Origin of the sequence: Candidatus Defluviibacterium haderslevense (genome assembly GCA_016712225.1) — a bacterium.
Classification (GTDB): Bacteria; Bacteroidota; Bacteroidia; order Chitinophagales; family Saprospiraceae; genus Vicinibacter; species Vicinibacter haderslevensis.
The window spans coordinates 642,940-658,217 of record JADJRL010000003.1 but is presented as its reverse complement, the minus strand read 5'-3'; the positions used below and the strand labels follow the sequence as shown (position 1 = coordinate 658,217).

Sequence of the window (15,278 nt, the reverse complement as noted above, 5' to 3'; positions counted from 1 at the left end):
GTTTTCATATTAACTATCTTTGATAATATGGTATTTTACGATTAAAATTGATAAATATGAAACTAAATAAATTCACCCCTGGTATTTTAGTTGTTATCTTCCTAAATATATATTTATTTAATAATGTATTTGGACAATGTGGATCTGGTGGGATCATTCTTACACGCCAAGGAGAGATTGATAGTTTTGGATTTAATTATCCAGCCTGCCACAGAATTAAGGGTAATGTCATTATAGAAAATACGAATATTACGAATTTAGATGGTCTTAGTGTCATTGATACTATTGATGAATATTTTAATTTAAGTTCAAATTATCAAGTGCTTAATATTGAAGGTCTTCGAAATGTTCAATCCGTTCAGGATATTTATATTTATGACGACACCTTATTAACAACATTGAATGGTTTTAGAAATTTATTGGATGCTAATAATTCATTATCCATAGTTGGATTGCCTAAAATTTCAAATTTAGAGGGCCTAAATCGATTAAAATTCACAAGACAATTTTATGTTGGAAATTGTAGTCACTTACAGAATTTATCTGGTATCGATAGCCTTACACGCGTTCAATCTTTTAGATTGCTCAATAATGCAAATTTAGATACCCTGCTTGGATTGAATCCTTCACTAACCTATGATTTGAATCCACTAGAAATCAGTGAGTGTTCTAAACTTCGTTCATTGATACCCTTTCCAAAATTAAAATCAATCTGGCAATTTAATATGATGAATAACGAACAGTTGATTAACTTAAATGGAATGGATTCAGTAGAACGCATAACTTATTTGACTATATCGGAGAATAAACATTTGGAAGATATTTCTGCTCTGAGTCAGATAAAGAATATACAGCATTATGCGAGAATCATTAATAACCCGGAATTGAGCGACATAGGAAGCCTTAGAAATATTGATTTGGAAAGAATGGATTCATTAGTTTTGGTAGATAATCCATTGCTCTCCTATTGTCATTATCCAAATATTTGTGATTATTTAAGCAATACCAATAATTATGCTAGAATACAAGGTAATGCCCTTCATTGTGAAGATCGATCGTCTATTTCAGCGCAATGTCAATTATTGCCTTTTAAATTATTAGACTTCACTGCAACACTCGATCAAAGTAAAGTTGCGCTCAATTGGATAACGGTAAATGAAACCAAACTTAGAACAATTTCATTAGAACATCAAGATCCGTCAGGTTCATGGAATATAATTGATTCCATGAGTATAGCCTATCAAAAACTTGCTGGTAAAAATTATTACAGATTCATACATGATGCTTCTCAGCAAGGTGACAATAATTATCAATTGAGATTTGAAGATCTTGCAGGCAATTCTAAGTATTCCCAAGTGTTAACCGTATATTTGAAAACAACAGGTACGGTAGAATATATTAGTAAACAAACCAAAAATTCTTTTTGGCTTGAATCACCTAGTAAAATTAGTTCATTTATATTATTTGATCAAATAGGACGTGTGGTTAAAAGCGGAAATGGGCATTCAACTTTGGTTGAAGTTCAGTGTGCAGATATACCTTCTGGACTGTATTTTCTAAGGCTTGAACTGGAGAACAAAATAAATATTTCTATTAAGTTATTTTTATAGGTATTCAAATTTTGATATCTTTGAAAAACAATTTCGAAAAACAATTTTAGTTACCAAAAAATTTTAAATTATGAATGCTTATTTGGCAATTTTTATTGCAGGTTTGATCCCTATGGTCCTTGGCTATATTTGGTATCATCCCAAAATATTTGGGAATGCATGGATGAAATCTTTAGGTTTTACTGAAGCATCACTCAAGGAAGGAAACATGGCCCTTACTATGGGTTTAGCAACTTTAATCTCATTTGCTCTCGCCTGGAAACTAAATGAATGGTCAACCCATACTCAACCGGGTATGAGTCAATTCGTTCATGGGTTTTATCATGGATCTATGGGCGTTGGACTTACCGCTATTTTGGTATTAATAAGCAATAGTTTATTTCAAAGAAATACATTGACCAATATACTTATTAACGCGGTTTATTGGGTTTTAGCACTTGGGTTAATGGGAGCCTTTCTTTATTCTGTTGCTACCCCAGAAATTACTCCTGCAGCTGGTTAGTTTAAATTACATTAAAACATCAGAATGCGTCTCCATTACTTTGGATACGCATTTTTTTTTATATCATATATCCATTCTAGTTGGCCTTTAAATTCGACATCTAATTTACTCTTTAATACTATCTTTGATTATGGATTAGGCATACAAGTCAATTGATTTTTTTAAAGATTTATCAACAAAAATATTTTAGCAATAAACCCATTAGAATAAAGAAATGGTGACAATATGACCTATCTAAGCCCTTGGGTATTAAATTTTTAGCAAATGTTGTGAATGATATCTTAATCTCGAAATGATTAGGATAAGTTCCTTGTTATTCCACTTACATTTGTAAGGAAATGAATCAACTACAGCTAATCCTCATCGTCGTCTATACTGCTTGTTTGCTCTATATGACCGTATTCTGCTTAATGCAGTTAAATCTTTTGAAAGCATATCGTCGACAAAAGAAAAATAAACAAGCCTTAAAACCTCTTCAAGAAGGAGATCATTTTCCGATGGTAACTGTACAATTACCATTGTTTAATGAACTTTTTGTCGTGGATCGACTATTGGACAACATTACCAGTCTGGTATATCCTAAGGATAAATTGCAGATTCAGGTATTGGACGATTCAACTGATGAAACGATCGCTCATGCCAGTGCCAAGGTAGATTTTTATAAGTCTAAAGGATTTGACATAGAATATATACACCGAACCAATCGTGAGGGATTTAAAGCAGGAGCTTTAAAAGAAGGCATGTTGAAAGCAAAGGGGGAATTTATTGCCATTTTTGATGCAGATTTTTTGCCTGATGCAGATTTTCTATTAAGAGCATTACCTCATTTTACTCACGAAAAAGTAGGTGTCGTCCAAACCCGTTGGGCTCATCTCAATGAAGATTATTCTTTGTTGACTCGTCTCCAAGCTTTTCAATTAAACGTACACTTTACTGTAGAACAAGCTGGAAGATGCGAGGCCGGTCATTTTTTACAATTTAATGGAACTGCCGGAATTTGGAGGAAAGCAACGATTGATGATGCGGGTGGATGGCATTCAGATACATTAACTGAAGATTTGGATCTAAGCTACAGGGCTCAATTAAAAGGGTGGAAAATTAATTTTGTTGAAGATATCACATGTCCAGCAGAATTACCTATAGAAATATATGGTTATAAATCTCAACAGTTCAGATGGATGAAAGGCGGTGCAGAAAATTCAAAAAAATTATTACCTGTAATTTTGAAATCTGACTTACCATTTAAAACTAAATTTTTTGCAGGAATGCATTTATTGTCCAGCAGTATCTTTTTAGTGATTTTTTGGGTAGCAGCAATTAGTGTACCAGTACTTTATGCAATGGACGATTTAGGCCTTAAAGCAACGTTTTTAGGTTTTTGTTTACTGGGGACCCTCTCTATGTTGGCTGTATTCTATGAAGCCAATGTAATCACTTGTTGGAAGGATCAATCACTTGCTAAACGATTATTAAATTTCGCTATATTGTTTCCGGTTTTTATGGCTGTTTCTATGGGATTAAGTTTTCACAATAGCATAGCTGTAATTCAAGGATTCCGTGGCAAGAAATCGAGCTTTGTTAGAACTCCAAAGTACAGTATTATTAGTTTGAGGGATACATTGAAATCCAATAATTATCTTATTCAAAAAATCGATTGGAAAACCTGGACTGAAGCTCTGATATGTCTATATTTTATTTTTGCGATCGGCTTAGCATTTAGAATAGATTATTATTCTTTTTTAATGTTCCACATCATGCTCATGTTTGGATTTGGGATTAATTTTTTCTATTCTTTGCGACACCTAAGTTTGAAATAGTATTAAAATTGTGATGTAAAGACCTGTTATAGGTTTGTTTAATAGAGGCAGGGAATTGGATGATTTATAAGATACTAATTGGGCTTGTTGGGATTTTAGCACAAACGTATTTATTTTATTTTTCTGATCAGAATCAATTCGACACAATTTGTGTACCCTTTTTTATTGCTTTTTTATTTTATTTACATGTTGTCGTTGAATCCATTGAATCCACAAACAATTTATATTTTTGGATCAAAATAGGATTTCTTATCCGCGTAATAGGATTATTTTCTTTTCCTAATTTATCTGATGATATTTATCGGTATTGGTGGGACGGTCATTTGTTGACTATGGGATTAAATCCGTTCGAATATACACCTTCCGAGCTTATGGCACACGTTTATCTGCCATTTGATAAAGAACAACTAACCATCATATTTCCCTTATTAAATTCGCCGAATTATTATAGTGTATACCCTCCTTTTGCACAGTTTATTTTTAGTCTGGGAGCATTGATTGCGGGTAAGAATGTGTTCCTTTTTAGTTTTGCATTAAAATTTATTCTAATCTGCGTTGACGGAGGGATCATTTATTTCCTTATTCGTTTATTACGCATATTAAGCTTGCCAGCATTTATGGCTATTTGTTATTTTATGCACCCATTGGTTATGACTGAGATCAATGGAAATGTTCATTTAGAATCTTTTGTGGTACTCTTTACTTTGATGGCAGTTTATTTTGTTTTAAAACTAGAATATCTAAAAAGTGGTGTGACTTTGGGATTAGCTGTAATGACTAAACTTGTTCCTATTCTACTAGTTCCACTTTTTTTACACTGGAAACACATTAAATCAAACATTTTATTTTTAATAGGTCTTGGAGTGATCTGTCTAAGTTTTATTCCTTTCTTGTTTACTTTTTATCATCATTTGATGTCAAGTATTAAATTGTTTTTTGTTCAGTTCGAATTCAATTCATCTTTTTATTCTTTGATAGAACATTATTTCATAAGTGAAAAAAATTACGAATGGCAAAAATTAACATCCTTGATATTAATGGTGTGCTTTATTTTGGGTACATTAGTTATTCTAATAAGACATTTTATATTTTTTAGAACTCAAGATTTTAATATAAATGCAGCTTGGATTTTAATATTTATGTATTTGATATGTTCTTCAACAGTACATCCATGGTACTTGATTCCTTTATTAGCTTTAGGTATGTTATCATACCCAATGACAAGTATTGTATGGTCAGTATTGAGCGTGTTGAGTTATATTAAATTTGATCAAACTTTTTTTGATCATTATAGTGCCTTAAAATGGATTGAATACCTTATTACTCTAAGTGTATTTATGTATGAGTTAATTCAACTTAAAAGAAATAAAAAAGGCGCAATGACTATTGCGCCTTGATAATTATCTGTGATATTTTTTCGAAATTAAAATGTAAGCCCTAATTTTCCAAACAATCGTAATCCATTACCACCCATTTGCACCGCATCCCATGGTCCACCTGTCTCATTATTGAATGCCCACCACTTAGCTCCGCTAACAGCGCCTAGGTCCGGATGTATATTAAACAGATTGTCAGCACCAAGATTTAAATTGATATTTTTTGTAATCGAATAGGATAGGTAGATGTCAGTAACCCATTTTCCATTGTATAGATAGGAGTCAGCAACATTCCTACTTTCATCATCAGTTGGTATTGTGGGATTAATACCCAATCCATCTTGTCCATATCCCAGTATTTTGGTCTTTCCAAAATAACTTAAACGAGTTCCAACATTTAATTTTTTGTAACCATATTCAAGGTTGATTCCCATTTTTATAGGAGGTGCTGAGGCAATAATAAAAGCCTGTTCTCGATCACTTAAGAATTGTTTTTGATGTGATTCTGTATCATTGAGTTTATTTGGGACATTAATTTTGTTAATGCTCATTCTTTGAAAGTTAGCGGTTGTTAATAATCGATATCTGCTGGATCCACATTTTTTATTATAATCAATAACGATATCAATACCTCTATTTGTTGTATTAACAGCATTGGCAAAAAATTGAGCCAATCCAACATTTAAATCTTTCAACGCATTGGTTAGTGCAGTGTCTAGGGTGTTATCGGAAGCGTCAAATTGTCCAGATAGTACGACACGATCTTTTATTTTTACCCAATAAAAATCATAAGAAATGTTTAGATTATTATTGAGCTTCCATGAATAACCAATATTAGCATTGATGGATTTTTCTTCTTTGAGTTTAGGAATTCCTGCTGCCTTTGTTATGATATTGTCATTAGGGGCAATTTTAACTTCGGAAATCGTTCCACCTTGAACTGTAGTAAAAGTAGATGAGAAATTAATTTGTTGTAATGACGGAGCTCTAAATCCAGTAGAAAGCGATCCACGAATATTAAAATTCTGATTGGTTTTATAAATAGAGGCAATTTTATAATTATGTGTAAATCCAAAGTCACTGTAATTTTCCAATCGGATGGCTGTGTTTACCAACCAGGCTTTGGTTACATCAAATTCAAGGTCAGTATAAATAGCAGATGCAGATCTTGATGAATTGACTGCATCATTGGGTTGATATCCCGGAAAGCCTTGAGAACCCGTTGCCTTGGCATCATTATAATTTTTATAAGATGCTTCTTCACCCGCATATAGTTTATATTGTTCCATTCTATATTCTGCTCCAGCAGCGAGATTCATCCCATGTAGTATTCCTGAAATTTCTTTGGTGACATTAAAATTACTGGTATTTTGGAAAAATGAAAATCCTCCATCATCAAAGTGATTTTTATTTGGATTACCCAATGATGCATTGAATGTTTGATCCCCATAAAAGTGGAAATCATTCTGGCCAGATACATTGCTTAAATCCCAATTCCATCCACTTTTAAATTCACGTTTAATACCAACTGCGGCTGAAAAGTCTTTTATTTTTGTTTGAATGTGAGGGTTATAATATTGATCCGCATTTGCAGTAGCGGTTGAATCAGAATTTCTAATGATGTCTTTAACGATAATGATTTGATCCATAGAGTCTGTTACAAACCGGTCAGGTCTTGCTGAAAAATTTCGTGTGAATGCATATGAATCAGCATCTTTAAGATTGTAGCCACCAAAACTATAAATTTTTAATTTCTCACTTAATGGATATTCAGCATTTAGAAATCCTCCAATTGAAGTTAACGAACCATCACCATGTGCTCTTCGATAAATGTTGACAGGGAGACCATATTCAGCATCAAAATTTTGATCCAAAGATTGTCTATAGGTTTTTCCACCATCTAAATATTGGAGCGTCAAATTGACAAAACTTCCTTCTTTTCCCAGACCAAATCCGTAATTAACATCTGCTGCAAAGGTTTGTCCATCAAGAGCCTTCTCATAGACATATTGATTAAGTTCTTTTTTGAAATAAGGGTTAAATTTTTTATCATAGTATCCTGAATATCCAGCATTGAAACTAAACTCCCCGGTATTTTTTTTAAGTATCAAATTAATAACACCTGCGATTGCATCTGAACCGTACTGAGCAGATGCTCCATCGCGTAAAATTTCTACACGATCAATTGCAGCTGCTGGAAATGCATTCAAATCAGTGCCGGAATTACCTCTTCCTCGTGTTCCGAAAACTGAAACCAGTGCCGTTTGGTGACGTCGTTTACCATTAATCATAACCAGTGATTGATCAGGACCTAAACCCCTAAGTGTAGCTAATTCAATATGATCAGATCCATCAGATCCTGATTGTTTATTGTAATTCATGGATGGAGCTGCATAATTAAGTATCGATGTCAAATCCATTCTTGCGGTGGAACCGGTTTGTTGTTTGATATTAACGATGTCAACCGGAGATGTACTTTCTATGAGTATCCTGCCTGGCCTCCTAGATCCAACAACAATGACCTGATCCAAATTTGTTTGTTCAGCTACCAAGCTAAAATTATGACTCGTTTCTCCTTGCAATTGATAGGTTTGGGTTACATATCCTAAATAGCTAATAACTAATGTCGATTTATTGGTAGCAGAAATGGAATAATTTCCCGATAAATCTGTTAGTGTACCTTTGACATCATTTAATAAAACTATGTTTGCCCCAACGAGGGGGTCACCAGTTTTTGAATCATAAACTTTGCCGGTGATCATTGTGGTTTGAGCCACACTAAAGAATGGAATAAGCATGAAGATAGATACTGAATAAAGTATTACTTTTTTCATAATGGGTCCGTTTTGTTTGTTTGAAAACAAATATATGCTTAATTTAACATGGATCAATAAAATTGGAATTTTTTATTTTGTTCATTTTTTTACAATATGGATTTCATATTATATAAATATGTTATGTATTATTTGATTTTTAAATGTCGTTGGATTAAAAATTTAACGAAATATTATATTGAATTGTGGCGAATCCGATTATTTTTGCAATAAAAATATAAGCATGTCTGAACAAACAAAAAATCCAAATGAAATTAATATCGAGCTTTCTGAAAAAATTTCAGAAGGTATTTATTCAAATTTAGCCATTATATCACATTCACATTCAGAATTTGTATTGGATTTTATACGATTAATGCCAAACGTACCAAAGGCAAAAGTTAAATCAAGAATTATATTGACACCTCAACATGCTAAAAGGTTGATGAAGGCGATTTCTGAGAATTTAACAAAGTTTGAAAATCAATATGGGATTATCCAAGATCCTGAACCACCGTCTTTTCCGCCAATGTCCTTCAATACCCCTACTGCGCAGGCATAAGTTTATTTTAGTAGCAATTATCAATTTATTCTCGCTGATTATTAATATTGGATTATTATGAAAAATTTCTTTGTATTACTTTTAAGCATGTCCATTGGATTTTATTCCATGGCTCAAAATCAACTTTGTACTGCTGAGACATTATGGAAATTAGGACGTGTAAATCTTGAAGATGTTTCACCTGATGGATCATTAGTAGTTTATTCTGTTACTTATTATAACACAACAGCAAACAAAGGGAATACAGATTTATATCTAACTTCATCGGATGGTGTAGGCTTAGCTAGAAAAATTACAAATTATGAAGGCCATGAAAATAATGCCCGCTTCAGACCTGATGGAAAAAAAATTGCTTTTTTGTTAAATGGTTTATTGTATGAAATGAATGCAGATGGTTCTGATCAAAATAAACTGAGTGACCTTGAAATGAATGGATTTTTGTGGGCACCTTCTGGTAATAGAATAGTATTTATTGCGGATGTAAAATATAGACAAACTACTAAAGAACAATATCCTGATTTACCACTGGCAAACGCAAGAGTTTACAATGATTTGATGTATCGACATTGGAAATCTTGGGATGATCAACATGATAGTAATGTATTTTTTATTGATTATAAAGATGGCGCATTATCGGGTGTACCAATGAATATAGTGAATGAGGCTTTTGAGGCTCCCACTGAGCCCAATGACGGTATTGAACAGATTGCAGTAAGTACTGATGGACGTTACATTGCTTATAGCTGTAGAAAGCTAATTGGTAAAGCATATTCTTTAAGTACCAATTCAGATATTTATCTTTATGATATTCAATCTAAAATAACGAAGAATTTAAGTGTAACTAATTTGGGTTATGATAAGAATCCGGTATTTTCATCAGATGGCAAATTTTTAATCTGGAATAGTATGTATACGCCAGGTTATGAAGCTGATAAAAATAGTATTACATATTATGATCTGAGTAATAATAAAATTCAAAATTTAAGTAAGAATTTTGATAACGATGCCGAAAATGCAGTGTTTTCATTAGATCAAAAAAGTATTTATTTTATAAGTGCAATTAAAGGTTGTAAACAATTAATGATGCAGGAAATTGCATCTGCCAAAGTAAAACAAATCACAAACGGGATACACGATTATAATAGCTTTATTATTTCTAATAAGGGATTAATTGCTACGAAGTGTTCAATGACACAACCTGTTGAAATTTTCAATGTAAATACAGGAACTGGAGAATCCAAACAAATAACGAATGTTAACACGAGCTATTGGAGTCAGATAAAAAAAGCAGATGTACAACAAAAAATGATTAAGACCACGGATGGCAAAGATATGCTGGTGTGGATTATTAAACCACCCGATTTTAATCCTTCAAAAAAATACCCAACCCTATTATATTGTCAAGGAGGACCTCAATCTACAGTGAGCCAATTTTTTTCTTATCGTTGGAATTTGGAATTAATGGCCTCCAATGGATATATAATTGTTGCTCCATGTCGTCGCGGAATGCCAGGCTTTGGCCAAGAATGGAATTTGGCTATCTCCAAAGATTGGGGTGGACAATGTATGAAAGATTATCTTAGTGCCATAGATGATGCATGTAAGGAATCGTATGTAGATAAGGATAAATTAGGAGCAGTTGGTGCAAGTTTTGGAGGATATTCAGTTTATTATTTAGCTGGTCATCATAATAAAAGATTTAAATGTTTTATTTCCCATTGTGGAATGTTCAATATTGAGAGTTGGTATGGCACAACGGAGGAGATGTGGTTCGCAAATTATGATATTGGTGGACCCTATTGGGAACAACAATATAAAAAACAATATGAACAATTCTCTCCACACCGGTTTGTACAAAACTGGGATACTCCATTATTGGTAATGCATGGAGAAAAAGATTTTAGGGTTCCTGTTAGTGAAGGTCTGCAAGCTTATCAAGCTGCTCAGTTAAAAGGTATACCAAGTCGTCTTGTATTGTTTCCTGAAGAGGGCCATTGGATCCAATCACCACAGAATGGTTTGTTGTGGCAAAGAGAGTTTTACAATTGGTTAGATAAGTATTTGAAATAATAGATTTGTAAGAAATAAATCGTAAAAATATTTTGCATTTATTTTTTTATTTAGGCTGTGATGGTATGGATGAAACAAACAAGCTAAATTTATTGACTGATGCTGAAGGTCATTCTTTAAGCCCGGTACTTGCACCAGGAATAAAAAATTACTTGATTGATATTGATGGAACCATCTGTGATGACGTTCCAAATGAGGATCCGGAACGAATGAAAATCGTGTTACCATATGTTGATGCACAACAATACATCAATCGATGGTATAATGAAGGTCATAGAATTTATTTTTTTACCAGTCGCACAGAATCTTTGAGGAAAATCACCGAAGAATGGTTAAATAAACATGATTTTTTATATCATGGTATAGTTATGGGCAAGCCCAGAGGTGGAAATTATCATTGGATCGATAATCATGTCGTCGCTAGTACTTTATTTAAAGGTAAGTTTACACCTTTCAAAAAAGAAATGATTGAATGTGATGTATTTGAAGATTAATTCTTGAATTTAAATAGCAGCGAATGCACGAATTTGATAAGTATCTATTAGTGAATTAGTGGCAAAAAAATATAGAAACTATAGACACGAATACACAAATGGGATAGGTAATTATTCGTGCATTAGTGGCTAAAAATTTTAGGCTATTAAATTGTCACTAAAGTAAAAATAATATATCAAACATCAAAGTATCAGCACTATGGACACACTAATTTATCAAGCTGAAAGTTATCAAATTATAGGTTTATGCATGGAAGTACATAACAACCTTGGAGCTGGATTTTTAGAAATCGTTTACAAAGATGAATTAGAGTATGAGTTTAGAAATGCAGGTATTGAATTTGAGAGAGAAAAGATATATGAAGTTAATTATACAGGAATCATATTAACACATTAATTTTATGCGGATTTCATCGTGAACGGAACTATTATTTTGGAAGTAAAGGGAGTTACAGGTATAGCGGATGAATTTGTTGCACAAGCCATTAATTATTTAAAAGTTTCTCAGAATAAATTAGCATTGATTGTTAATTTTGGTGAACTCAAATTGAAAACTACAAAAGAATTGTGCTTTAAACGCCATATAGTTAATAATGTCAAAAAAGGAAAAAACAAAATTTTATGTCGTTTGGGAAGGAAATAATACCGGAATTTTTACTTCTTGGGCTGATTGTCTCCAGCAAGTTAAAGGTTATCCAAATGCTAAGTATAAGTCTTTTTTAACCAAACAAGAAGCAGAAGACGCCTATTATCTTGGGACTCCCAAACATTCATTACCCAGAACATCATCAAGTAGCGAATTTGAAGATTGGAAACCATTTGTTCCACAAGGAAGTATAGCTGTAGATGCTGCATGTTCAGGGAATCCAGGAGATATGGAATACCAGGGAGTAGATCCATATAATAGGGATGTCCTATTTTTGGTGGGTCCATTAAAAATGGGAACTAATAATATTGGCGAGTTTTTGGCCATCGTTCATGCATTAGCTTTACTAAAAAAACAGAATAATTCTACTGCTACTATTTTTACAGATTCCAAAACAGCAATGAGCTGGGTTAAAAGAAAAAAAGCTAACACTAAATTAGAATTTGTTTCTGCAAATCAGCCTATCAAAGAATTACTCCAAAGAGCTACATTATGGCTCAATCAGAATACTTTTTTAAATCCTATTGTGAAATGGGAAACAGAAAGATGGGGCGAAATTCCTGCCGACTTCGGTCGTAAATAATCAATAAATCAATGACTTTTAATGAATATTATATACAAATTTGATTATCTTTGAAGAGCTGTATCTTTGTAGATTCAATAAATTAATTATAAATCTTGCTTAATTGTAAGTTAAAACAATGTCCGATTATAAACCAAAATTTGTTTCACTTGCATTAAAAAATGCAATAGTTTATATTATATTAATAGTTGTATCATCGGCACTCATTGGGTATTTTTTATATAGAAAAAGTTCTGCAATAATTGTCAATTCATCCATCCAACAATTGGAACATGATCTGGAGGTATTGGATGTAAGATTTATTTCTTATATTGAACAAATCAGACAAGACATTTTGTATTTATCGAGAAGTCCATATTTGAATGATTATCTTATAGCACCAAATAGTGCACAAAGGGAGTTCAATAAAGTTAAATTATCTAATGATTACTTTTCTTTTTTATCCACTAAACCAGATTATGGTCAGTTGAGATTTATTGCCAATGATTCTTTAGGATTGGAGAAAATTCGAACGGATCGTTTGAAAGGACATATTTTTATTGTTCCGTCAGATGCATTACAAAGAAAAGGTTCAAGTGCTTATTTTAGAGAAACCATATTACTGCCTAAGGATTCAGTGTATTTTTCAGAAATAGATTTGAATAAAGAGTATGGTAAAATAAGTTACCCCATTATGCCAACCTTAAGAGCGGCATGTCCATTGTACGTAAATGGAAGAGTGGAAGGAATCATCATCCTGAATACGATATTAAATAATTTTTTCGAACATTTTAAAAAGAGCGTTCACTCGAATTCGGAATTATACCTTTTTAATGATATTGGTCATTTCATAATTCATCCCGATTCTACTAAAGAGTTTGGATTTGAATATGCAAAATTGCCTTATGCACCTTTGGAATTTAAATTACCATTAGATTTTTTAACTACAATAGGTAATGAAATAAAGTCCGTTGATACAAAAACACATATTTATTATTTTAAAAAAATTAATTATCCTCGGAGTAATTATTCATTATATATCTGTCTTGGTGCAGCTAAGGATGTGATCTTATCACCATTTTATGATTGGCAATGGTCCGTCTTTGTAATCACACTAATTATTATTTTATTGTTGGTTTTTTTAGCATTGTTTTGGATGCGCAAACAAACAAATGGGTTAGAGTCAATTACTAAATCCATGATTAGTTTTCCGAACAGTTTATCGGTTTCGGATCTCCCCTTGAATCGAAATGATGAAATTGGTTTGTTAGCCAATACCTTCCAAGCCATGTCTTCGACCTTACAACAGAATATTCAATCGTTGGCCGATGCAAAGGCATCAGCAGAAAGTGCCAATAAGTCTAAGGAATTATTTTTGGAAAATATGAGTCATGAGATCAGAAATCCACTGCATTCTATTGTTGGTATGACGCGATTGCTTGAAGATAATAATCCTAGAACTAATCAGTTGCCATTTATCGAAACATTAAAATTTAGCACGCACAATTTACTATCTTTAGTAAATGATATATTGGATTTTTCTAAATTAAAGGAAGGTAAAATTCAATTGCAGAATGAGCCTCTTCAATTTTATGACTTAATAAATAAAATTTATAAAAGTTATATTTTTGAAGCGGTATCCAAAAAAATTAGTTTTAAGTTAATTTGTGATGAGTCACTAAAAAATTTATGGGTAAACTTGGACGCCTTGCGTTTTAGTCAAGTATTGTCCAACTTAATTTCTAATGCCATTAAATTCACACCTGAATATGGACATGTTGAGCTTAATATCAAAAATGAAATCAAAAACGATCATAGTGTCTTTTTATTGATTCAGGTAAAAGATAGTGGTATTGGAATTCGGCTTGAGAATTATAAATTAATATTGGAGCGGTTTCAAAAGGAGAACAGGCAAGATTATTTAAAAAACGAGTCGGGTGCTGGTTTAGGATTGCCGATCGTGGTCCAGCTTTTGGAATTATTTGGTAGCACATTGAAGTTGGATTCTACTTTTGGAGAAGGTTCGATATTCTCTTTTGAAATAACACTAGAATCTATTAATAATCCGGATTCAAATACAATTTCAAAAGAAGCCCAAGTTTCTTTTTTTGAAATCCCAAGATCCATTTTAATTATTGAAGATGATCCTCAATTAAGAATGCTTTATCAACGAATATTTGAAAATGGACATAACACAATAAAACAATTATCAAAATCTCTTGAAATTGGTGAATTGGCGGTTGATCAAAAGTATGACTTAATTATTACAGATTTCTGGTTGGAAAATGTTTCCCTCTTTGATTTATTTGAACAGATATTCAGTTATAAAAAACAAGATGGACTCTTTATTGCAGTAACGGGACATCATGATATAGATGCCGTTTTAAAGTCAAGCCATTATCTTTTGGATATGGTGATACAAAAGCCGATCAGCCCGGATAAAATGATTTCTGAAATTGAGTATGCATTTACTCACATGGGATTTCAGATACCAACTTTAGAAGTATTATATAAGGATTATGATTATGATCCTGCCTTGATTTTATCGGCACTAAAATTATTAATCAATGAATGGAAGGATGCGCGCGAGCAATTGTCTAAAGCCATTTTATCACGAGATATAGGAATGAAAGATGCTGTGGTGCATAAGTTGGCAAATAGTCTTCGCCGATTTAATTTGATTAAGTTGGAAAATCAATTGATTATGATTAAGTTTGAGCCATTTGTAAATTCTAAACAGCTTGAATCAACTAATAGTGACATCCAAGTTAAAATGCACCAATGTGAAATGTTTTTTGAAAATGAATTGAAGAAATGGTTATAGAT

10 protein-coding genes and 1 pseudogene are annotated in these 15,278 nt (G+C 32.5%); 10 read left to right on the top strand and 1 reads right to left on the bottom strand.

The window, feature by feature from the left end:
- The first annotated feature begins 56 nt into the window (after nucleotides 1-56).
- The 4 genes from IPK88_02800 to IPK88_02785 all read left to right on the top strand — a co-directional run bounded on the left by IPK88_02800 (nucleotide 57) and on the right by IPK88_02785 (nucleotide 5,326).
- Nucleotides 57-1,610: a hypothetical protein gene (locus IPK88_02800; protein MBK8242329.1), complete on the top strand. Its 1,554-nt coding sequence runs from the start codon at nucleotides 57-59 to the stop codon at nucleotides 1,608-1,610.
- A 70-nt stretch (nucleotides 1,611-1,680) separates the two neighbouring features.
- Nucleotides 1,681-2,112: a DUF1761 domain-containing protein gene (locus IPK88_02795; protein ID MBK8242328.1), complete on the top strand. Its 432-nt coding sequence runs from the start codon at nucleotides 1,681-1,683 to the stop codon at nucleotides 2,110-2,112.
- Nucleotides 2,113-2,450: 338 nt separating this feature from the next.
- Entirely contained in the window at nucleotides 2,451-3,929 is a 1,479-nt protein-coding gene (locus tag IPK88_02790; GenBank protein MBK8242327.1) for a glycosyltransferase, read from the top strand.
- A gap of 59 nt (nucleotides 3,930-3,988) precedes the next feature.
- A complete protein-coding gene (locus tag IPK88_02785) occupies nucleotides 3,989-5,326 on the top strand; it encodes a DUF2029 domain-containing protein (GenBank protein ID MBK8242326.1) in 1,338 nt (445 codons plus the stop codon).
- Nucleotides 5,327-5,352: 26 nt separating this feature from the next.
- On the opposite strand, the gene IPK88_02780 is transcribed toward IPK88_02785, so the two are convergent.
- A complete protein-coding gene (locus tag IPK88_02780) occupies nucleotides 5,353-8,139 on the bottom strand; it encodes a TonB-dependent receptor (protein ID MBK8242325.1) in 2,787 nt (928 codons plus the stop codon).
- A gap of 223 nt (nucleotides 8,140-8,362) precedes the next feature.
- Between IPK88_02780 and IPK88_02775 the strand changes: the two genes are divergently transcribed.
- The 6 genes and pseudogenes from IPK88_02775 (at nucleotide 8,363) to IPK88_02750 (ending at nucleotide 15,276) form a co-directional block, all read left to right on the top strand.
- On the top strand, nucleotides 8,363-8,680 hold the full coding sequence (locus IPK88_02775; protein MBK8242324.1) for a DUF3467 domain-containing protein: 318 nt from the start codon (nucleotides 8,363-8,365) through the stop codon (nucleotides 8,678-8,680).
- A gap of 57 nt (nucleotides 8,681-8,737) precedes the next feature.
- A complete protein-coding gene (locus tag IPK88_02770) occupies nucleotides 8,738-10,750 on the top strand; it encodes a S9 family peptidase (protein MBK8242323.1) in 2,013 nt (670 codons plus the stop codon).
- 65 nt (nucleotides 10,751-10,815) lie between these two features.
- Entirely contained in the window at nucleotides 10,816-11,244 is a 429-nt protein-coding gene (locus IPK88_02765) for a phosphoheptose isomerase (protein ID MBK8242322.1), read from the top strand.
- Nucleotides 11,245-11,443: 199 nt separating this feature from the next.
- Nucleotides 11,444-11,887: pseudogene (locus tag IPK88_02760) on the top strand (GxxExxY protein).
- Nucleotides 11,838-12,473: a ribonuclease H family protein gene (locus IPK88_02755; protein ID MBK8242321.1), complete on the top strand. Its 636-nt coding sequence runs from the start codon at nucleotides 11,838-11,840 to the stop codon at nucleotides 12,471-12,473. The pseudogene IPK88_02760 and the gene IPK88_02755 overlap by 50 nt, the downstream one beginning before the upstream one ends.
- Before the next feature lie 118 nt (nucleotides 12,474-12,591).
- Complete coding sequence (locus IPK88_02750; protein MBK8242320.1) at nucleotides 12,592-15,276, top strand: response regulator; 2,685 nt, start codon at nucleotides 12,592-12,594, stop codon at nucleotides 15,274-15,276.
- Nucleotides 15,277-15,278: the final 2 nt, after the last annotated feature.

Coding starts and splice junctions, on each gene's coding strand:
- IPK88_02800 (MBK8242329.1), top strand. CDS start 57: ATGAAACTAAATAAATTCACCCCTGGTATTTTAGTTGTTATCTTCCTA.
- IPK88_02795 (MBK8242328.1), top strand. CDS start 1,681: ATGAATGCTTATTTGGCAATTTTTATTGCAGGTTTGATCCCTATGGTC.
- IPK88_02790 (MBK8242327.1), top strand. CDS start 2,451: ATGAATCAACTACAGCTAATCCTCATCGTCGTCTATACTGCTTGTTTG.
- IPK88_02785 (MBK8242326.1), top strand. CDS start 3,989: ATGATTTATAAGATACTAATTGGGCTTGTTGGGATTTTAGCACAAACG.
- IPK88_02780 (MBK8242325.1), bottom strand. CDS start 8,139: ATGAAAAAAGTAATACTTTATTCAGTATCTATCTTCATGCTTATTCCA.
- IPK88_02775 (MBK8242324.1), top strand. CDS start 8,363: ATGTCTGAACAAACAAAAAATCCAAATGAAATTAATATCGAGCTTTCT.
- IPK88_02770 (MBK8242323.1), top strand. CDS start 8,738: ATGAAAAATTTCTTTGTATTACTTTTAAGCATGTCCATTGGATTTTAT.
- IPK88_02765 (MBK8242322.1), top strand. CDS start 10,816: ATGGATGAAACAAACAAGCTAAATTTATTGACTGATGCTGAAGGTCAT.
- IPK88_02755 (MBK8242321.1), top strand. CDS start 11,838: ATGTCAAAAAAGGAAAAAACAAAATTTTATGTCGTTTGGGAAGGAAAT.
- IPK88_02750 (MBK8242320.1), top strand. CDS start 12,592: ATGTCCGATTATAAACCAAAATTTGTTTCACTTGCATTAAAAAATGCA.